The 19,279-nt window shown below is 61.2% G+C and carries 14 protein-coding genes and 2 pseudogenes; 7 read left to right on the forward strand and 9 right to left on the reverse strand.

Features of this window, described 5'->3' with window-relative positions; all coding sequences use genetic code 11:
- From OQK_RS16920 to OQK_RS16935, 4 genes are all read left to right on the forward strand, one after another.
- On the forward strand, positions 1-1,070 hold a 1,070-nt coding region (locus tag OQK_RS16920), incomplete at its 5' end, for a sensor histidine kinase (RefSeq protein ID WP_038861028.1).
- A 149-nt stretch (positions 1,071-1,219) separates the two neighbouring features.
- Positions 1,220-1,888: a class I SAM-dependent methyltransferase gene (locus OQK_RS16925; protein WP_038861247.1), complete on the forward strand. Its 669-nt coding sequence runs from the start codon at positions 1,220-1,222 to the stop codon at positions 1,886-1,888.
- A 3-nt stretch (positions 1,889-1,891) separates the two neighbouring features.
- Positions 1,892-2,608 carry a lipopolysaccharide kinase InaA family protein gene (locus OQK_RS16930; protein WP_016773423.1) on the forward strand — a complete coding sequence of 239 codons (717 nt, stop codon included), beginning with the start codon at positions 1,892-1,894 and terminating at the stop codon, positions 2,606-2,608.
- Between the two features lie 2 nt (positions 2,609-2,610).
- Complete coding sequence (locus OQK_RS16935; protein ID WP_016773424.1) at positions 2,611-2,838, forward strand: hypothetical protein; 228 nt, start codon at positions 2,611-2,613, stop codon at positions 2,836-2,838.
- A 255-nt stretch (positions 2,839-3,093) separates the two neighbouring features.
- Here OQK_RS16935 and OQK_RS16940 read toward each other — a convergent pair whose 3' ends face one another.
- The 9 genes and pseudogenes from OQK_RS16940 to OQK_RS16980 all read right to left on the reverse strand — a co-directional run bounded on the left by OQK_RS16940 (position 3,094) and on the right by OQK_RS16980 (position 16,704).
- A complete protein-coding gene (locus tag OQK_RS16940; protein ID WP_016773425.1) occupies positions 3,094-6,120 on the reverse strand; it encodes a multidrug efflux RND transporter permease subunit in 3,027 nt (1,008 codons plus the stop codon).
- Positions 6,121-6,133: 13 nt separating this feature from the next.
- Positions 6,134-7,282, reverse strand: a complete 1,149-nt coding sequence (locus tag OQK_RS16945; RefSeq protein ID WP_016773426.1) for an efflux RND transporter periplasmic adaptor subunit — start codon at positions 7,280-7,282, stop codon at positions 6,134-6,136.
- Between the two features lie 256 nt (positions 7,283-7,538).
- The gene (locus OQK_RS16950; protein ID WP_016773427.1) at positions 7,539-8,639 is read right to left on the reverse strand and encodes a DUF1513 domain-containing protein; all 1,101 of its coding nucleotides are present in this window, start codon (positions 8,637-8,639) and stop codon (positions 7,539-7,541) included.
- 14 nt (positions 8,640-8,653) lie between these two features.
- Positions 8,654-9,717 (reverse strand): annotated as a pseudogene (locus OQK_RS16955) (imelysin family protein).
- Positions 9,718-9,744: 27 nt separating this feature from the next.
- Positions 9,745-11,169, reverse strand: a complete 1,425-nt coding sequence (locus OQK_RS16960; RefSeq protein WP_434093635.1) for a di-heme oxidoredictase family protein — start codon at positions 11,167-11,169, stop codon at positions 9,745-9,747.
- A 279-nt stretch (positions 11,170-11,448) separates the two neighbouring features.
- The gene (locus tag OQK_RS16965) at positions 11,449-12,801 is read right to left on the reverse strand and encodes an imelysin family protein (protein ID WP_016773429.1); all 1,353 of its coding nucleotides are present in this window, start codon (positions 12,799-12,801) and stop codon (positions 11,449-11,451) included.
- Between the two features lie 146 nt (positions 12,802-12,947).
- Positions 12,948-14,999, reverse strand: coding sequence for a putative bifunctional diguanylate cyclase/phosphodiesterase (locus OQK_RS16970; protein ID WP_016773430.1), 2,052 nt, complete (start codon positions 14,997-14,999; stop codon positions 12,948-12,950).
- Positions 15,000-15,328: 329 nt separating this feature from the next.
- Positions 15,329-15,925, reverse strand: a complete 597-nt coding sequence (locus OQK_RS16975; protein WP_016773431.1) for a superoxide dismutase — start codon at positions 15,923-15,925, stop codon at positions 15,329-15,331.
- Between the two features lie 176 nt (positions 15,926-16,101).
- Positions 16,102-16,704: a LysE/ArgO family amino acid transporter gene (locus OQK_RS16980; protein WP_016773432.1), complete on the reverse strand. Its 603-nt coding sequence runs from the start codon at positions 16,702-16,704 to the stop codon at positions 16,102-16,104.
- Positions 16,705-16,800: 96 nt separating this feature from the next.
- Here OQK_RS16980 and OQK_RS16985 point away from each other — a divergent pair, with 96 nt between their 5' ends.
- From OQK_RS16985 to OQK_RS16995, 3 genes and pseudogenes are all read left to right on the forward strand, one after another.
- Positions 16,801-17,688 carry a LysR family transcriptional regulator ArgP gene (locus OQK_RS16985; RefSeq protein ID WP_016773433.1) on the forward strand — a complete coding sequence of 296 codons (888 nt, stop codon included), beginning with the start codon at positions 16,801-16,803 and terminating at the stop codon, positions 17,686-17,688.
- A 99-nt stretch (positions 17,689-17,787) separates the two neighbouring features.
- Positions 17,788-18,780 (forward strand): NAD-dependent epimerase/dehydratase family protein, encoded by a 993-nt coding sequence (locus tag OQK_RS16990; protein WP_016773434.1) that lies wholly within the window; start codon positions 17,788-17,790, stop codon positions 18,778-18,780.
- Between the two features lie 116 nt (positions 18,781-18,896).
- Positions 18,897-19,279, forward strand: a pseudogene (locus OQK_RS16995) (ATPase); the annotation flags it as partial.

Raw genomic sequence — 19,279 nt, forward strand, 5'->3', positions numbered from 1 at the left:
TCTATTTCAGCGGCGGGCCGGGGGATTTCGACCTGCCCAAGGATCTGCGTCACCTCGATGCCGGTTTCCACGAGGTCTTTCGCGAGCAGCTGTCCTATCACGCCATGGTCGAGGTGGTGGATGGTCGACGCTACGTACTATTGCAGGACCAAAGCGATTTCGAAGAGCGCGAGCGCGTGCTGTTTGCCGTGGTGCTGGTGGGCTTCGTGCTCAGCCTGGCACTGGCGGTGTTTCTTGGCTGGGTGCTCGCGCGCAAGGTGATGGCGCCGGTGGTGCGCCTGGCGCGGCAGGTCCGTCATCGCGACCAGTTGCTCGGGCTGGCGCCGCCCCTGGCGCCGGACTATGCGGCGGATGAAGTCGGTGAACTGGCGGTGGCGTTCGATGCCACGCTGGGGCGCTTGCGTCAGGCGCTGAACCGCGAGCGTTTGTTCACCAGCGACGTCAGCCATGAATTGCGCACGCCGCTGATGGTCCTCGCCAGTTCCTGCGAACTGCTGCTGGAAAACCCCGGTCTCGATCAGCGCGGTCGCGCCCAGGTCGAGCGCATTGCCCGGGCCAGCGAGGAGATGCGCGAACTGGTGCAGACCTTCCTGATGCTGGCGCGCGCACAGAACGAAGAGGCCGGCGCCGCGCCGCAGCAGAACCTCACGCAAGTCGCCGAGAGCCTGCTGTGTCTGTGGCGCGATCCGATCGAGCGCAAGGGCCTGTCGCTGATGTTCGAACCGGGCGACCCACCGGAAACACGTTACAACGCGACCTTGCTCAATGCGGTGATGGGCAACTTGCTGCGTAACGCACTGCATTACACCGAAGAGGGTTTCATTCGCCTTACCCTCACTGCCAACGGTTTTGTCGTCGAGGACTCGGGAGTAGGTATTCCCGAAGAAAAACGCGAGGCGATGTTCGAGCCGTTTGTGCGCGGTAGCGAGAAACGTGGCGAGGGTCTCGGCTTGGGCCTGTCGCTGGTCCAGCGTATCTGCGAAAACCAGGGCTGGACGGTCAGTTTGAGCACGATGGAGCCCAATGGCTGCCGATTCGAGGTAGATCTTGGCGTGAATGCCAGCAAATAGTGGATCGAGGCTACTCCCGCGCACCTGTCTGAATCCTGTATAACGTTGTAATACTTTGCAGATTTACCTGACAGAATTTTCACAATTGGATGACCTGACGCTGACACGCCGCTGCTTAAGGTGGCGTCATCAGAACAGGAGTCCAGATGATGGCCGGCCCGATCAAGCTCGATTTTTCCGAAAAGTACGACGACCAACACGCACAACGATATCTGCGCAAGCACCAGCAAAGCCTCGGTCGCCGCCTGTCGCACTGGCGCGATGAGCAAGTCGGTCGCAAGGCCTTGGCGCTGGCGGGAGATCCCGGGCTGGTGCTGGATCTGCCCTGCGGTGCCGGGCGTTTCTGGCCAATGCTCGCGGAGAAGCCCAACCGGGTGATCATCGGCGCGGACAATTCCGAGTCGATGATCAAGACCGCGCTGCAAGGGCAGCCAGCCGATGTGGTCAAGCGTGTACAGCCGCTGCACACCTCGGCATTCGATATCGCTCTGCCGGATAACTCGGTCGACAGCATCTTTTGCATGCGTCTGTTGCACCACATCGGCGAGGCCGAGCACCGCCGGGTGATCCTGCGCGAGTTCGAGCGGGTGACCCGTGACAGCGTGATTGTTTCGTTGTGGGTCGACGGCAATTTCAAGGCCTGGAAGCGCAAGCGCGCCGAGCGGGATCGGCCAAGTCATGATTACCAGAATCGGTTTCTGATTCCGGCGGCGACGATCGAGAAAGAATTTGAACAGGCGGGTTTCCGCATTCAGGAACAACTGGACTTCATACCGCTCTATGCGATGTGGCGAGTTTACGTATTACGCAAGAGGTAGAGGATGGCAGTGCAAGCAGCGGTTGAAGCGGATGTCGCTCCCCAGGATCGTTTCGATTATTACTGGAACCAGCGCGGCGAATGGGTTGAAGAGCCCAATGTGCGCCGTGGTGGCGAAAGCGGGGTGCAGCGCATCGTCGACCGTGACGGTCAGCTTTTGTACGCCAAGCGCCAGACCGGGCACATCTATCGCAGTTGGTTGCACCCGTTCGGTCGCCCGACCGTATTGCGCGAACTCGATGCCCTGACTGGCGTAAGCAAACTCGGCGTACGCGTACCGCAGATCGTCTTTTGCGGCGCTCAGCCGGATCCGCAGCACAAATGGCGCGCACTGCTTGTCACCAAATCCCTCGACGGTTTTCAGGAACTGGAACACTGGCTGGCCGCCGCCGGTGGTCGCGATCAATGTGGTGACGTGGTCTACGAAAAAGTCCTCAAGGACCTCGCCGAGAACCTGGCGCGCATGCACAAGGGCCGCTGGCAACACAGCTGCATTTACATCAAACACGTTTTCGTTCGGGTCACCGGCGAAGGCGAAGCAGCGCAGGTTGAAGTGGCGTTGATCGATCTGGAGAAGTGCCGCCAGCGTCTGACCCCCTATCGAGCCGCACAGCATGACTTGAAGCAACTGCGTCGCCATTCGTCGTTCCGCGATGCCGACTGGAAAAAACTCGTCTACTTTTATGAGACGGCGTTTGGCAGCGCTATCAAAGGTTTATAGCGATGAAACTCGAAATTGCACGAGGTTTGTTCCTGGTCGGGGCCTTGGCAGTTGCTTCACTGGCGGTGGCTGCCTGGGAGCAGCCGCGCATGCAGGTCATAGGGGCGTCCGGGAACGACGCTCATTGTTCGGTTCCACGGGTGGCAAAAGCCTCCGTGGCGACCCAGCCCGATCATGATTTGCTGTTGTTCATGTTCGGACTGTCTCAGGGAATGAGGCCAGCCAGTTGAAACGATTGAAGCCCAAATAAAAGGCCTCGCAATTGCGAGGCCTTTTATTTGGGATACGGATTGTGTAGGAGCTGCCGAAGGCTGCGATCTTTTGATCTTGCTTGATCGTTCCTACGCTCTGCGTGGGAACGCCTCAAAGGACGCTCCGCGTTCCAATGGGACGCGGAGCGTCCCGAGCTGCATTCCCACGCAGAGCGTGGGAACGATCAAAATACCGCATTCGCGAGCAGGCTCGCTCCCACAGGGAATTGTGCATTATCTGGCATCTGGCTTAGCGAGGAAGGTATAAACACACGGCAGCACGAACAGCGTAAACAACGTGCCGATCGACATCCCCGTCGCAATCACCATGCCGATATCAAAGCGGCTCACGGCTCCCGCACCGGTGGCCAGAATCAGCGGCACCATGCCGAACACCATTGCCGCCGTCGTCATCAGCACCGGGCGCAAGCGAATTGCCGCTGCTTCCTCCACCGCTTCACGGGCGCTCAGGCCCTTGTCCTTGCGCAACTGGTTGGCGAATTCGACGATCAGGATGCCGTGCTTGCTGATCAGGCCGATCAGCGTCACCAGCCCGACCTGGGTGTAGATGTTCATGCTCGACCAGCCGAGGAACAGCGGAATCAGCGCCCCGCAAATCGACAGCGGTACGGTCACCAGAATCACCAGCGGATCGCGGAAGCTTTCGAACTGTGCGGCCAGCACCAGAAAGATGATCGCCAGCGCCAGGGCAAACGTGACCCACAATGCGCTGCCTTCCTGCACGTACTGGCGCGAGGCACCACCGTAATCGAAGGCAAACCCGGCCGGTGCTTCTTCGCGGGCAATCTGTAGCACGGTGTCGATGGCTTCGCCCATGCTCACCAGCGGGAAACCGGAAATCTTCGCCGCGTTGAGCTGCTGAAACTGATTGAGCTGGCGCGGCCTTGCGCGGTCGCTGACCTTGATCAGCGTCGACAGCGGCAGCAGTTCGCCCTGAGTGTTTTTCACGTAGTAATTGTTCAGCCAGTCCGGGTTGTCGCGGTAGGCCCGTTCGACCTGGGCGATGACCTTGTAGCTGCGCCCGTCGATGGTGAAGCGGTTGATCTCCGCCTCGCCGAGCAAGGTCGCCAGCGTGCTGCCGAGGTCGAGCATCGACACGCCCATCTGCGCAGCCTTGTCGCGGTCGATATCCACGACTACTTCCGGCTTGTCGAACGCCAGATCGAGGTCGACGAAGGCGAACTTGCCTGACTCCATGGCGCGCTTCTCGATGCGCTCGGCGACTTGCAGCAGCAGCTCGTAGTCATTGGCGGTGTTGACCACGAATTCGAAGGGCAGGCCTTCACCCGTGCCGGGCAGGGAGGGCAGGTTGAAACCGAAGATCTGCAGGCCGGGAATGCTCTCCAGTTTGCTCTGCACCTCGGGGAGGATTTCCATCTGCGTGCGGCTGCGCTCGTTCCATGGCTTGAGCAGGAAGCCGCCGATACCGGCCTGCACGCCGTTGTAGCCGTTGATCTGGAACGATGAGTAGTACTCGGGAAATTCTTTGAAGATGGTGATGAATTCGTCGGTGTAGGTGCTCAGGTAGTCGAGGTTGGTCGGCTGCGGTGCGCTGGCCATCATGAAAATGATGCCCTGATCCTCGTCCGGGGCCAGTTCCGACTTGGTGAACTTGAGAAACACCGGAATCAGGCACAGCACGATCACCGCAAACACCAGCACCACCGGCCGGGTATTGAGCGTGCCGTGGAGCATGCTTTGATAACGGCGCTTGAGGCCTTCAAAGACTCGGTCGAGACGATGGGCCAGGCCGCTGGGATTCTCTTCGTGGCGCAACAGAAACGCGCACATCATCGGCGACAGTGTCAGGGCGACGACGCCGGAAATCACCACCGCGCCGGCCAGGGTCAGGGCGAACTCCTTGAACAGCGCTCCGGTCAGCCCGGTGAGGAAACCGATCGGCGCATACACCGCCGCCAGGGTGATGGTCATCGACACCACCGGCATGGCAATTTCCCGCGCGCCTTCCAGGGCGGCATCGAACGGCGTCTTGCCTTCCTCGATATGTCGGTGGATGTTTTCCACCACGACGATCGCATCGTCCACCACCAGACCGATGGCCAGCACCATGGCCAGCAGCGTCAGCAGGTTCATCGAGTAACCCATCATCTGCATGAAGAACATCACGCCGATCATCGACAGCGGAATGGTCACCACCGGGATCACTACCGAACGCAGCGCGCCGAGGAACAGGAACACCACGACGATGACGATCAGCACCGCTTCGAACAGGGTTTTCACCACCTCATCGATGGAGGCCTGAATGAACAGTGTCGCGTCGTAGGCAATTTCGCTTTTCAGGTTCGGCGGCAGCTGCGCTTCCAGCTCGGGCATCAGCTTGCGCACTTCCTTGATCACGTCCAGCGGGTTGGCGCCGGGAGTGGCCTTGATGCCGATGTACACCGATGGCGTGCCGCCGAACGAGCTGATCGAATCGTAGTTTTCCGCGCCCATTTCCACCCGCGCGACATCACGCAGCAACACACGGCTGTCGCCATCGACCTTGAGCGGAATCGCCGCGAAGGCCTCGGCGGATTTCAGTTCGGTGTTGGCGTTGATGCTGGTGACGGTGTACTCGCCTTTCACCTCGCCGGCAGCGGAGAGGAAGTTGTACTGGCGCACCGCAGCGGTCACGTCGGCGGCGCTGAGGCCGAAGCCGGCGAGTTTCACCGGGTCGAGCCACAGACGCATGGCGAACACCTGATTGCCGAGAATTTCCGCTTCGGCCATGCCCGGCAGCGTCGCCAGTTTCGGCTGGATGACCCGCGACAGATAATCGGTGATCTGCGGGTTGCTCAGGTCCTTGCTGAAGAAACTGATGTACATCAGCGCCGAAGCGTCGGCGGATTCCTTGCTCAGCACCGGGTCTTCGGCGTCCTGCGGCAGCTTGTTCTTCACCTCGTTGGCCTTGGCCAGCAGTTCGGTGAACAAGCGGTCGGTGTTGGCACCGATGCGCGCGTAAATCGAAATCACCGAGAAGTTCTGCCGGCTGACCGAGGTCATGTAATCGATGCCTTCGGCGCTGGCCAGGCTCTGTTGCATCGGCTGGGTGATGTAGCCCTGAATGGTTTCGGCGTTGGCCCCGGGATAAGCCGTGGTCACCGTGATCAGGGCGTTTTCCATCTGCGGATACTGGCGCAGCGGCAGCTTGCTCCAGGCCTGGAAGCCCAGCAGCACAATCAGCAGGCTGACCACGGTGGCGAGCACCGGGCGGCGGATGAACGGATCGGTAAAAGCCATGGGGATTCCTTGATCAGTCGGCGCGAGGCGGACTGTTCTGCTCGCCGAGGGTCTTGTCGTCGCTGATGGCAATGTGGGCGCCGTTGTCCAGTTTGATCTGGCCCGCCGTCACTACTTGTTCGCCGCTCTGCACGCCCTTGTTGATCATCACCAGGCCATCGCGGCGTTCACCGGTTTCGACGAAACGACGTTCGGCGATCAGCAGCGGTTGGCCGTTGTCATCCTTGGCGACGCTGCCGTCCTCGGCCTTCTTCTGCCCGACCACATAAACCGAGTTGCCGTACAGGGTGTAGGTGATCGCGCTTTCCGGCACGACGATGTGCTTCTGCGGATCGGGCAGCAGCACCTCAAGGCTGGCGAACATGCCCGGCAGCAGCTTGCCGTCGGGGTTGGCGAGGGTGGCGCGGACGAGGATATTGCGCGTGGTGCTTTCGACGATCGGGTTGATCGCGCTGATCTTGCCGGCAAAGTTCTGCCCCGGATAAGCGGCTACGGTGAACTGCACGGGCTGACCGATAGCGAGTTTCGGCACCGCTTGTTCCGGCACGTAGAAGTCAGCGTAGAGGCTGCTCAAATCCTGCAACGTGGCTATTTTGGTGCCGCTGGCGAGGTAGTCGCCAACGTCGACCTGACGGATGCCGATGGTGCCGCTGAAGGGCGCGAGGATGCGTTTTTTCGCCAGCGACGCGTTGAGCTGATTGACCGTGGCCTTGTTCTTTTGCAGCACGGCGGAGAGGCGGTCGTACTCGCCTTTGGAGATCGCGCGGCTGTCGACCAGTTGCGCGCCACGGCCGAAGTCCAGTTGCGCCAGGCCCAGATCAGCCTTGGCGGTTTCGAGCAGGGCGGTTTCCACGGCGCTGTCGAGTTGCAGCAACGGTTGCCCGGCCTTGACCTTCTGCCCGGATTCGAATTTGAGTTCAGTGACGGTGCCGGCGACTTCCAGACTCAAGTCGACACCTTGCAGCGCCTTGAGCGTGCCGACGGTGGGCAGGCGCATCTGCCACGGCTGTTCGCCGGCAGTGGCCACGGCGACGCTGATCGGCGGCTTGGGCTTGGAAAAGCCTTGGATCATCGTGTAGATCGAAAAGGCTTTGTATCCGCCCAGTACCAGGACGATCAGCAAAACAACACCCAACATGATCAGCATGCGGCGACGCAGCATATGTCCAGTTCCTTGGATAAATCATGAGACAGGCGGGCACATTACTCCGAGTCAGGTGGGGATTCCAACTGGCAGTTATTACGTGAAGGCCGGATATGAACCCTGTGGCGAGGGGATTTATCCCCGTTGGGCTGCGAAGCGGCTCCCTGAATCCTTCAGTCATACCGCAATTGCAGTTTTAAGGGCGGCTGCGCCACCCAACGGGGATAAATCCCCTCGCCACAGGATGGGGGGCCATCTCAAAAATGAGCGGGTATCAGGCCATCAAGTGCAGATGGTTGTCCCAGAGCCCCGCCGGCAATTCCAGCGGCTTGGCCAGCAGCTGTTCCTGCCGGCAATCGTAGTAACGGCAACGGCCCTGACCCGAGGTCACGACAAAGCCATCCTTTACCGCACCAACGCCGGCGCAATCAGGCAAAGGCGCATCGAGGCGCAGTTCGCCGCTGTCCAGATCCCAGATAAAGAAGCGATTGCCGCGCGGCGCTGTCAACGCGACCAGACGCAGGTCGCTGTGCACGGCGACGCTGGCGGTGTAGTGCCCCATCGCCTGCAACTGATCTTCCGCTACCGGGAACGCCACGAACGCTTGCCCGGGTCGCTTGATCGCCAACAGCTCCGAGCGCTCGTGGGACGGCCCCATGAATTGCTGGCCGGCGACGATGGTACCGTCACTGGCGATGCCCAGGTGGCGCACGCTGTTCATCTGCTGGGCGAGGGTTTCCTTGCTCTGCAATGTGCCGTCGCGCTGCATCAGGACCAAGCTTGGCTCCATGGCGTTAAGGTTCATATCGACGCGGCTCTCCGCCTCGGTGCGAATCCCGCCGTTGGCCACCACCAGCGTCTCGCCGTCGGGCATCCACGACACCTGATGCGGGCCGAGGCCGTGGGTGGAAATCTCGCCAGCGTGCACCAGCCGTTCGCCCTCGAACTTGTACACGCCGAGCAGGCCACGGCCGGGATCGCTCGTGTCATTCTCGGTGGCGTACAGGTATTCGCCATCCTTGTGCACCACGGCGTGGCCGTAGAAGTGCCGGTCCGGCTGCGAGGTCACGGTCTGCAGCAGCTTGCCGTCGCGCAGGTCGATCAGGTAACTCTCGGTTCCCGGACGCCGTGCAACGAACAGCGCCAGCGGCTGCGTCGGATGATTGATGATGTCGTGGCAACGCTGGCCGACGTGGGTGGCGAACACCCGCGTACCGTCGAGCCGATAGCCGACGGCGTAATGCTTGCCGTCAGTATCGTCACGCGCCGACAGCAGCAGCGGGCTCTGATCCTTGCGTTTGAACAGCGTCCAGCCGCCCAGCGTCACTGCTCCCAGCAGTGCACTACCTAAAGTCAGAACCTGACGTCGCAGCATGGCACTCGCCCTCATCAGTCACCGTCGTTGGCGTTGAAGCCCAGTTGGATGCCCAGCGCCTTGGCCAGCTCGCCTTCATGCAGGCGATGGACGACGTTGAGGCTGTCGTAGATATCGTTGAGTTGCTGGCGACCGGCGTCGTCTTCGAGCATTTCGCCCAGCGAGCGCTGGGTGCTGTCGAACAGCTTCAGCGAAGCGGCATAAGCGGCATCGATCTTGTCCGCCAACGGCTTCTGTTCGGCCGGCAGCAGACCGCGCAGGCCTTTGTTGTCGACGCCTTCCCAGACGGTTTTGGCGGCGGCAAGGCTGGCTTCCAGTGCGGTCAGCGACGACTGGCTGCGCCACGCATCCGCCTGGAACGGCTGCGGCACGCCTTTGCTCTGGCGGCCCATCGGCGTGCCGAGTTTTTTCTCAGGGTATCCAGTGCAGTCACTTGTACGCGCAGCAGATCGGCGATCGCTTCGTGGGAGTCGGCGTAGCGCTGGTTGGGGAACTTGCTCATCTGCGCGAGCATGCCATCGGTGTTGTTCCAGCCCTGCAGGATCTCTTCGGCCAGTTGCTTCTGGCGCTCGCCGATGGCGATCAGCAGCGGGCAGTATTTGGCTTTTTGCCCATAGTTGGCGACGTCAGGCTTGGCGTCGAAGAGGATGTATTCGTAAGCCGACAGGCCCTGCACCACGACGCTTGATTTGGCCAGTGCGGCGGCATCGATCTGCGGCTGGGCGACGACCAGTTGCTCGACCTGACGGCCGACGAGGTTTTTCTTGTCCGGCCAGAACTGCACTTGCCACGAACGATTGCCCTCAGCCAGCGGCCCGATCAGCAGCGGTTGCAGTTCGGCCCAGGCTTTCTGCGCGTGAAGGAAATCGGCACGGGCAGTTTCCAGGCTTTCCTTGCCCTGGCAATAGGCGAGGGCGCTGACCGCCAGTTGCCGGTCGGCTTCGACCCAGCGAGTGTAGGTCGGCAGGATCACCGATTTGGCGATCGCCGCCGAAGTGACCGCTTGCGGGTCCTGCGGCGAGCAGGCGCCGAGGGCGAGCGCGGCGAGGCTGGTGAACAGTAACTTGGGACGGAACATGTCGGGCTCCCGATGCTTTTACAGTATTTAAAGTGAGTTCAGAAAAGCCAGCAACGCAGCGCGCTGCTCGGCATTGAAAGACAAAACCTGTTGCTGCGCCGCCGACGCTTCGCCGCCATGCCAGAGCACCGCTTCGAGCAGGTTGCGTGCGCGACCGTCATGCAAAAACTGGGTGTGACCGCTGACCGCTTGCGTCAGACCAATCCCCCACAACGGCGGGGTGCGCCAGTCGCGGCCGGAGGCCTGAAATTCCGTGCGGTTGTCCGCCAGGCCTTCGCCCATGTCATGCAGCAGCAAGTCGCTGTACGGACGAATCACCTGATTGGCCAATTCCGGTTCGGCGGCATCGGCGGCGGTGGTGTATTTCGGCGTGTGGCACGACTGGCAACCGGCCTGGAAAAACAGATTCTTGCCGGCCAGCACCTGTGGATCGTTGACGCCACGGCGCGCCGGCACTGCGAGATTGCGGCTGTAGAACAGCACCAGCCGCAGGATGTTGTCGCTGACTTCCGGTTCGCCGTCCGGGCCATTGCCGTTCGGCGCCTGTTTGCAGGCGCTTTGCGCCTCGGTGCAATCGTCGAACGGCCGCAGGCTGGTGGTCAGGCCCATGTCACCCGAGAACGCATGAACATTCTGTTGATTGAGATTCGGCTGCCCGGCTTTCCAGCCGAACCGGCCGATGACGGTTTTCTGCAACTGGTCATCCCAGACACGGTTGGGCCGGCCGTTGATGCCGTTGTTCTCTTTCGCCTGGGCGGCGGCGTTGGCGAGGATCGCCTCCTTGGGGATGGCTTCGAGCAGGCCCAGACCAATCATCGGCGGCGCCACCCGCGCGGAAAAACGCGTGTCCGGGTGCATCGGGCCGTAACCGAGTTGAGTGATCTGCAGGGTCGGCTTGCGCAGCTCGACTTCAGTGCCGTCCTTGAAGCGTACGGACACCGGTGTGTAGTCGACCCGCACCTTGCCTTCCGGGGCGACGCCGGGCACGGCCATGTCCTGGAACTGCCCGCCATACACCGGCTCCGGCACTACGCCGAGCTGTTCGATGACTTTGGCGTAGGCCGGCGCGTCGGGAATCGACAGGCGCACCAGCATCGACACCGCATTGGATGCGTCAGATGCCGGCGGATGCCCGCGACCGTCCTTGATGTGGCAGTTCTGGCAGGCGTTGGTATTGAACAACGGGCCGAGGCCGTCGCGCGCCGTGGTGGTCGACGGCGCGATCACCCACGGGCTGCGAAAGAAACTGTTGCCGACACTGAAATCCACGCGCCGCGAGGGCGGCAGGTTGGCCGATGGCAGGGAGAAGGCGTTCTGATCGCTCTTGCGCACAGTCGCCGCACCGCCCGAACGCGCTTCCCCCGGCTCGGCCTTGGTGAAACGCGGGGCGTCATCGCAGGCACTCAGGCCCAGGGCCAGCAACAGTGCGGACAAGCGAAGCGGCAACGACAGCATCAGACATCCTGCAAACGGGCGAAAACAAAGGCGCAAAGTCTAACAGGGCGGGGGAGTTTGAATAAGAGGAATTATCGTTTGCTTGATATCGCGCAAGCTTTGAAGCGCATGCCAACACTGTGGGAGCGAGCCTGCTCGCGAAAGCGATGCCCGACGCGCTGAAAATGCTGCGCCGGATCAAGCCTTCGCGAGCAGGCTCGCTCCCACAGGGATAGTGGTGTGCCAATAATGAAAAAGGCGACCCGAAGGTCGCCTCTTTTTGAGCGGACGCTGCGATCAGAATTCGTGATCGGCGCTGTCCGGGTTCAGGTCGCTGATGCCCAGTTTGCCGGCAGCGGCTTCGATCGAGCCGGTCTGCTTGACCAGCGCGGCGATGGCGTCGCGAACCACCTGGTTGCCAGCGGTGTTGCCGGCAGCGATCAACTGGTCGTAGTGCTCACCCTTGTTGGCGTGATCGACCATGACCTGGATCTTCGCTTCGGTCGCGGCCAGATCGGCTTTCAGCGCGGTGTCGGCAGCCGGATCGGCCTTGGCCACCAGCGACGACAGGCTGGCGCCGGTCATCTTGGTGCCGTCAACACGGGTGTACTCGCCCAGGTAAACGTTACGCACGCCTTTGGCGTCGTAGAAGTGCGAGTAGTGGGTGTTGTCGCTGAAGCAATCCTGCTCGTCTTCGGGGGAGTTGGCTTCCAGGGAAACCTTCATGCGTTCGCCCGCCAGTTCACCCAGCGACAGGCTGCCCATGCCGAAGAGCATTTTGCGCAGGCCGGTTTCGCCTGGCTCCGCTTCCAGGGTGGCGCGGTAGTTGTCGGCCACGTTCGGCTTCCAGTTGCCAACCATTTCTTCCAGGTCGCTCACCAGCAGTTGGGTCACGGCTTTCAGGTAGGCACGACGACGCTCGTTGTGACCACCGGTGGCGCCGGCGCCTTCCAGGTAGTCCGAGGCCGGACGGTTGCCAGCGCCAGGGCCGGTGCCGTTCAGATCCTGGCCCCAGAGCAGGAATTCGATCGCGTGGTAGCCGGTGGCAACGTTCGCCTCGGAACCGCCCAGCTCGTTGAGGCTGGCGAGTTTTTCCGGGGTGATCTCTTTCACGTCGACTTTGTCTTCGCCGACCTGCACTTCGGTGTTGGCGATGATGTTGGCGCTGGCGCCCGGGTTACCCAGTGCGTGCTCGTAGGATTTGTCGACGTAGTCGATCAAGCCCTCGTCCAATGGCCAGGCGTTAACCTGACCTTCCCAGTCGTCGATGATGGTGTTGCCGAAGCGGAATACTTCGCTCTGCAGGTACGGCACGCGCGCGGCAACCCAGGCAGCCTTGGCGGCTTTGAGGGTGTCGGCGTTCGGCTTGGCGAGGAACGCGTCGACCGCGCTCTGCAGGGTTTTCGCGGTGGATTCGGCATCGCTGTAAACGGCGAAGACCATGTCGGCGTAGTGCGCGACCACAGCCTTGGCGGCGGCATCGTCAACTTTACCGGCGGCAGGAGCAGGTGCAGCGGCAGGGGCTGGAGCAGCACTGCTGGAAGCCGGAGTCATTTCGGAGGCTTTTTCTTTGTCCTTGCCTTCGCCGCAACCGGCGAGGGAAATAGCGATGGCCAGCAGACTGGCGGTAGCCAGAGGCATACGAATCATGGCGAACATCCTGCTTCGGTAGTTGAGTGGACTGGCGCCGGGGGCGCGCAAAACTGCGACATAATGCAAATCTTTCGCATTATGTGTAAAGGCGTGCTTGGAAATATTTCTTATTTAGGCAGGTGTAATGGCGCGATCTCTCGCTTTCAGAGAATCGCCGCGTTGCTGCGTTGCGCCTGCTTGAGGTAAATGCCCAGCTCACGCGCCGGCAGCGGTTTGCTGTAGTGGTAGCCCTGACCTTCGTGGCAACCCTCGGAAATGATGTAGGTTTCCTGCTCGGCGGTTTCCACGCCTTCGGCAATCACCTGCATGCCCAGGCTCTTGCCCAGTTGGATGATCGCGCGAACGATGGTCGCGTCATCGTCGTCATCGAGCAGGTCCTGAACGAAGCTCTTGTCGATCTTGATCTTGTCCAGCGGCAGGCTTTTCAGATAACTGAGGGACGAGTAGCCGGTGCCGAAGTCGTCGATTGCAATCAGCGCACCGGAGCGGCGCAGGCTGAGCAGATGCTGGGCGGCGGTGGTGATGTCTTCCATCAGGCCGGTTTCGGTGACTTCCAGTTCCAGACTGCGCGGCGGCAAGCGGTACATCTGCAACAGGTTGTTGACTACCCGTGGCAGCTCGGCGTGGTGCAGTTGCACGGTGGACAGATTGACCGCCATGCGCAGATCGACGAAACCCTGATCGTGCCACTCGCGCAATTGCTTGCAGGCCTGATCGAGCACCCACTCGCCGATGGCGATGATCGTGCCGTTCTGTTCGGCCAGCGGGATGAACAGGTCCGGCGGCACCAGACCGTGTTCCGGATGTTGCCAGCGAATCAGCGCTTCGACGCCGACCACGCGGTGATCGCGATAACTGATCTGCGGTTGGTAGACGAGGTAGAACTGGTCGCGGATCAGCGCATCGCGCAAATCCTTTTCCAGCTCGCGACGACGGCGCATCTCGCTGTCGACGCTGGCGATGTAGAACTGATAACGATTGCGCGAGCGGGTCTTGGCCAGGGTCATCGTCTGCTCGGCTTTCTGCAACAGTTTCTCGGTGCTGTCGCCGTCCTCCGGAAACAGGGTGATGCCGATGGTCGCGCGCAGGCGGATTTCCTGATCGTCGAGGGCGAACGGCGCTTCGAGGTCATCGAGAATGCTCTGCGCCAGTTCCGCTGCTTCGTAAGGCTGTTCAATGTCGGCCTGCACCAGCGCGAACTGGTCGCCGCCCAGGCGGGCGAGGGCGCCGAGACGACCGCTGTGGGCACGTAAACGATCGGCCAAGGCCAGCAGCAATTGGTCGCCGGTCTGGTAGCTGAATTGCTCGTTGATGCCCTTGAAATCATCCAGGCCGACGCACAACACGGCGACGCGGCGCTGCAATTTGCCGGCATCGACGAGAATCTTGTCCAGTTGCTGCTGCAATTGCTGGCGGTTCGGCAGGCCGGTGAGGAAGTCGTACTGGGCCATGCGCAGCAGGCTGTTTTCCGCTTCGTGGCGCAGGTGGGTGTTGCGTTCGATGGACTCGAGCAACTGGTTGGCGGTGTTGATCCACAGGCCCAGCTCGTTTTTTTCGTGGCCCTTGATCTGCGGAATCTTGTGCTCGCTGGGACGATCGGGGTTGATCTCGGTGAGGTGCTCAATGATTCGCGACAGCGGTTTGGTCAGCAGCCAGTGATAGACCAGATACAGCACCAACCCCAACGCCAGTGCGCGCAGTACGCCGGAGATGAAAATGATCACTGAGCTGACGATGAAACCTTCGCCATAAGTGGCCGTGTCGAGGGTGATGCTCAAGTCGCCGTAGTATTCGCTGTACGGACCGCGGCCGACCAATTGCGTGGTGAAGGTGCGTTCCTGGCCGAGAATCAGGTCGGTCAGCCAACGGCTGTTGGAATGCTGCAGTTCGCGGGATTTCTGCGCGAGCATGGCTTCGTTGGGGTGGCCGATGGAGGCCTGACGCACGGCGTCGTCTTGGAACAGCCCTTCGATCACCTGCATGCCCATTTCCCGATCCAGGCTGTACACGGCCTGGGTCGATGGATCGCGGAACATGTCGAGGATGCGCTCGGCGTCGCCGGCAACCGCCTGACGGGTCTTGTAGGCATCGAAGACAATCTGCGCGCAGCTCAAGACTACGCCTACGATCAATGCCGACAGGAGCACGACCCGGAGCAACTTCACCGACAAGCTGTTCTTGAGTTCCAGCTTCAAAGGGTTATTCCTTGTTCCGTGCGGGTAGCGTCAAGTTGCCATGAGTATTGGCAATCCCGGGTTGGCAGTCAAAGGGACAATCGGGCACGGGAAAAGTCGCCGTGATCCTGGCCGCAATGTCGTCATTTGAGTAATAGCTCTGAATCAACTGTGTCGGTTGCAATTGCCTTCAACTTGAGCACTGGGTCAAAGATTTTTTCCTTTCTGTGATGGTAGACGGCTGGGGGCTGGCGGCAAACGGCGCGAAGCTGCTTTTACCGTGCGAGAAACGCCATGCGCCGGGCATAAAAAAACCCGGCCGAAGCCGGGCTTTTCATCGGGCGCGCAGCTTAAGCGGTGAAGGTTTTGCCTTCGAACTGCTCGGCCACGAACTTCCAGTTGACCAGGTTCCAGAACGCTTCAACGTACTTCGGACGCAGGTTGCGGTAGTCGATGTAGTAAGCGTGTTCCCAGACGTCGCAGGTCAGCAGCGGGGTGTCACCGCTGGTCAGCGGGTTGCCGGCGCCGATGGTGCTGGCCAGGGCCAGGGAACCGTCAGCCTTTTTCACCAGCCAGCCCCAGCCGGAACCGAAGGTGCCGATCGAGGTTTTGCTGAATTCTTCCTTGAACTTGTCGAACGAACCGAACGCTGCGTTGATGGCATCTGCCAGGGCGCCGGTTGGTTGACCGCCGGCGTTTGGCGCCAGGCAGTTCCAGTAGAAAGTGTGGTTCCAGACCTGAGCGGCGTTGTTGAAGATGCCGCCCGAAGAAGTCTTGACGATTTCTTCCAGGGTCTTGCCTTCAAACTCGGTGCCTGGCACCAGGTTGTTCAGGTTCACGACGTAGGTGTTGTGGTGCTTGTCGTGGTGGAACTCCAGGGTTTCCTTGGAGATGTGCGGCTGCAGGGCATCGTGTGCGTAAGGCAGCGGCGGCAATTCGAAAGCCATGATGATTCTCCTAATCAGGTCTGTTGCGGTGAGCGCAAGGCCGATCACGGGCGGCCGGAAATGCACCGGCGAGTTTTTACTCTTTGCGGCGCAGGGTTCGGATCATAGCACCGGGGTCGCGCCTTAACCACGCAACAACTGTGTGGGATAGAGGTTCCAGAGCCTTTGGCAATTATTCATCCGGCGATGATCAACTGCGCGGCCACGGCGAACATCATCAACGCCACCACCAGATCGAGAATGCGCCAGGTGCTCGGGCGGGCCAGCCACGGTGCCAGCCACGCCGCGCCAAGGGCCAGGGTGAAAAACCACAACAGCGAGGCACTCGCCGCGCCGACCACATAAGCGCCCGGCACCGATTGCTGCGCGCCCAGCGAGCCGATCAGCAATACCGTATCCAGATAAACGTGGGGGTTGAGCAAGGTCACCGCCAGAGCGCTGAGCATCACTGCGCGCAGCGAACGCACGGTCTGGTTTTCGCCTTGCTCAAGGCTCTGTTTCGAGCAGGCCCGGCGCAGCGCCTGGCTGCCGTACCAGATCAGAAACGTCGCGCCGCCCCAACGGGCGATCGCCAGCAGGGTCGGGTTCTGCGCCAGGATCGTTGCCAGGCCGAACACCCCGGCCGCGACCAGAATTGCGTCACATACCACGCACAATGCCGCCACCGGCAAATGGTGTTCACGGCGCAGGCTTTGCGCCAAGACAAATGCGTTCTGCGTGCCGATCGCCATGATCAGGCCGAACGCCACCAACAGGCCGTTTACGTAGCTTTGCCACATGGGAGAGATCCTTGAAAGAGAGTGCTTGCTGGCTATTCTCCGGTGTGACGCTGTATAAGAAAAACCAATAGTGCTGATCGCCCATTAGGAAAACTGATGTTCGACTATAAATTGCTTTCCGCGCTCGCCGCTGTGGTCGAGCAGGCCGGATTCGATCGCGCCGCACAGGTGCTGGGCCTGTCGCAGTCGGCGATCTCCCAGCGCATCAAATTGCTTGAAGCGCGGGTCGGCCAGCCAGTGCTGGTGCGCGGAACACCGCCAGCGCCGACCGAAATCGGCCGGCGTCTGCTCAACCATGTGCAGCAGGTGCGGTTGCTCGAGCGCGATTTGCAATCAGTTGTGCCGGCGCTGGACGAAGAAGGCCTGCCGGATCGCCTGCGCATCGCCCTCAACGCCGACAGCCTCGCCACTTGGTGGGCCGCGGCCGTCGGCGGTTTCTGCGCCGAGCAGCATTTGTTGCTCGACCTGATCGTCGAAGACCAGACCGTCGGCCTCAAACGCATGCGTGCCGGTGAAGTGGCTGCGTGTCTCTGCGCCAGCGAGCGCCCGGTGGCCGGCGCACGCAGCGTATTGCTCGGCGCCATGCGTTATCGCGCCTTGGCCAGCCCGGCCTTCATCGCCCGGCATTTTCCGGATGGCGTGCGCGCCGAACAGCTGCCGCGCACCCCGGCGCTGGTGTTCGGCCCGGACGATTTTCTTCAGCATCGCTATCTGGCGCTGTTGGGCGTCGACGGCGCGTTTGAGCATCACTTATGCCCGTCCTCCGAAGGCTTCATTCGCCTGACCGAGGCCGGTCTGGGTTGGGGGCTGGTGCCGGAACTGCAGGTGCGCGAACAGTTGCAACGCGGGGTGCTGCGCGAATTGCTGCCAGATAAACCGATTGACGTGCCGCTGTACTGGCATCATTGGCGCAATGGCGGCCAGTTGCTCAATCTACTGACCGAACAACTGCTGCGCTCCTCAAAGCAATGGCTAGTGGCTTGAACGCAGCAACAAGCGTCAAGCTGCAAGCGGCAAGAACACGCACCGTTTCAACTTGCAGCTGAAAGCTCGAAGCTTGCAGCTGCTTCCCTGGAGTTTTTGATGAAGATTTTGGTTACCGGCGCCAGCGGCTTTATTGGCGGGCGCTTTGCGCGTTTCGCCCTGGAGCAGGGCCTTGAAGTGCGGGTCAACGGTCGCCGGGCCGAGAGCGTCGAGCATCTGGTGCGCCGGGGCGCGGAGTTCGTGCCGGGCGATCTGACCGACGCCGATCTGGTGCGGGATCTGTGCAACGATGTCGAAGCCGTGGTGCATTGCGCCGGTGCTGTCGGTGTGTGGGGGCGTTATCAGGACTTTCATCAGGGCAACGTCGAAGTCACCGAAAACGTCGTCGAAGCGTGCCTCAAGCAGCGGGTGCGGCGGCTGGTGCATCTGTCGTCGCCGTCGATCTATTTCGATGGCCGCGACCATCTCGGTCTGACCGAAGAGCAAGTGCCCAAAAGCTTCAAGCATCCCTACGCCGCGACCAAATATCTGGCCGAGCAGAAAGTCTTCGGCGCGCAGGAATTCGGTCTGGAAACCATCGCCCTGCGCCCGCGTTTCGTCACCGGTGCCGGCGACATGAGCATCTTCCCGCGCCTGCTGAAGATGCAGCGCAAGGGTCGGCTGGCGATCATCGGCGACGGCTTGAACAAGGTCGATTTCACCAGCGTGCAGAACCTCAACGAAGCCATGCTCAGCAGCCTGTTGGCGCAAGGTTCGGCGCTGGGCAAGGCCTACAACATCAGCAACGGCACGCCGGTGCCGCTGTGGGATGTGGTCAATTACGTAATGCGGCGGATGGACGTCGATCAGGTGCGCAAATATCGCTCCTACGGTCTGGCCTACAGCGTCGCGGCGCTCAACGAAGGCGCGTGCATGCTCTGGCCGGGACGCCCTGAGCCGACCCTGTCGCGCCTGGGCATGCAGGTCCTGAAAAAAAATTTCACCCTCGACATCAGCCGCGCCCGGCATTATCTCGACTACGATCCGAAAGTCAGCCTGTGGGCCGCCCTCGATGAGTTCTGTGCGTGGTGGAAAGCCCAGGACATCCGTTGAAACGATTCGGCCGGGCGGCAATGAACCGCCTTGCGGGTTGAGGGTCAATGCCTGCGGCTGAGGCGGTTATACTTCGCAGCATTTAGCCATCACCGCGTTTGCCAAAGGTTGCCTCAATGTCCATGCGAAACGATGCCCACGACGACGATTTCGACAACGTGCCAAGCCTGCGCGCCGACCCGTTCGATGACGATGACATCGCGCCCGGCCCCCGCACTTCCGTGCATTCGCGCAGCGCGCCAGTGGTCAAGGTCAAGGCCGCCAGCACCGGGCCGCTGTGGGCGCTGGTCGGCGCGTTGTTTTTTGCCTTCATCGGTCTGGCCTGGTGGAGCTTCCAGCAGATCTCGCTGATGGAGCAGCAACTGGTCGCCACCCAGGAAAGCTTCGCCCGCATCAGCGAAGAAGCGGCAGGGCGCCTGCAGGATATTTCCGGCAAGGTTGTCGCCAGCCAGAGCAACGTCAGCAGTGACAGCGAAGCGCTGAAGCTGCAAATCAAGCA

The organism is Pseudomonas sp. R62 (assembly GCF_000257605.1).
GTDB classification, from domain to species: Bacteria; Pseudomonadota; Gammaproteobacteria; order Pseudomonadales; family Pseudomonadaceae; genus Aquipseudomonas; species Aquipseudomonas atacamensis.

Coding starts and splice junctions, on each gene's coding strand:
- OQK_RS16925 (WP_038861247.1), top strand. CDS start 1,220: ATGGCCGGCCCGATCAAGCTCGATTTTTCCGAAAAGTACGACGACCAA.
- OQK_RS16930 (WP_016773423.1), top strand. CDS start 1,892: ATGGCAGTGCAAGCAGCGGTTGAAGCGGATGTCGCTCCCCAGGATCGT.
- OQK_RS16935 (WP_016773424.1), top strand. CDS start 2,611: ATGAAACTCGAAATTGCACGAGGTTTGTTCCTGGTCGGGGCCTTGGCA.
- OQK_RS16940 (WP_016773425.1), bottom strand. CDS start 6,120: ATGGCTTTTACCGATCCGTTCATCCGCCGCCCGGTGCTCGCCACCGTG.
- OQK_RS16945 (WP_016773426.1), bottom strand. CDS start 7,282: ATGCTGCGTCGCCGCATGCTGATCATGTTGGGTGTTGTTTTGCTGATC.
- OQK_RS16950 (WP_016773427.1), bottom strand. CDS start 8,639: ATGCTGCGACGTCAGGTTCTGACTTTAGGTAGTGCACTGCTGGGAGCA.
- OQK_RS16965 (WP_016773429.1), bottom strand. CDS start 12,801: ATGATTCGTATGCCTCTGGCTACCGCCAGTCTGCTGGCCATCGCTATT.
- OQK_RS16975 (WP_016773431.1), bottom strand. CDS start 15,925: ATGGCTTTCGAATTGCCGCCGCTGCCTTACGCACACGATGCCCTGCAG.
- OQK_RS16980 (WP_016773432.1), bottom strand. CDS start 16,704: ATGTGGCAAAGCTACGTAAACGGCCTGTTGGTGGCGTTCGGCCTGATC.
- OQK_RS16985 (WP_016773433.1), top strand. CDS start 16,801: ATGTTCGACTATAAATTGCTTTCCGCGCTCGCCGCTGTGGTCGAGCAG.
- OQK_RS16990 (WP_016773434.1), top strand. CDS start 17,788: ATGAAGATTTTGGTTACCGGCGCCAGCGGCTTTATTGGCGGGCGCTTT.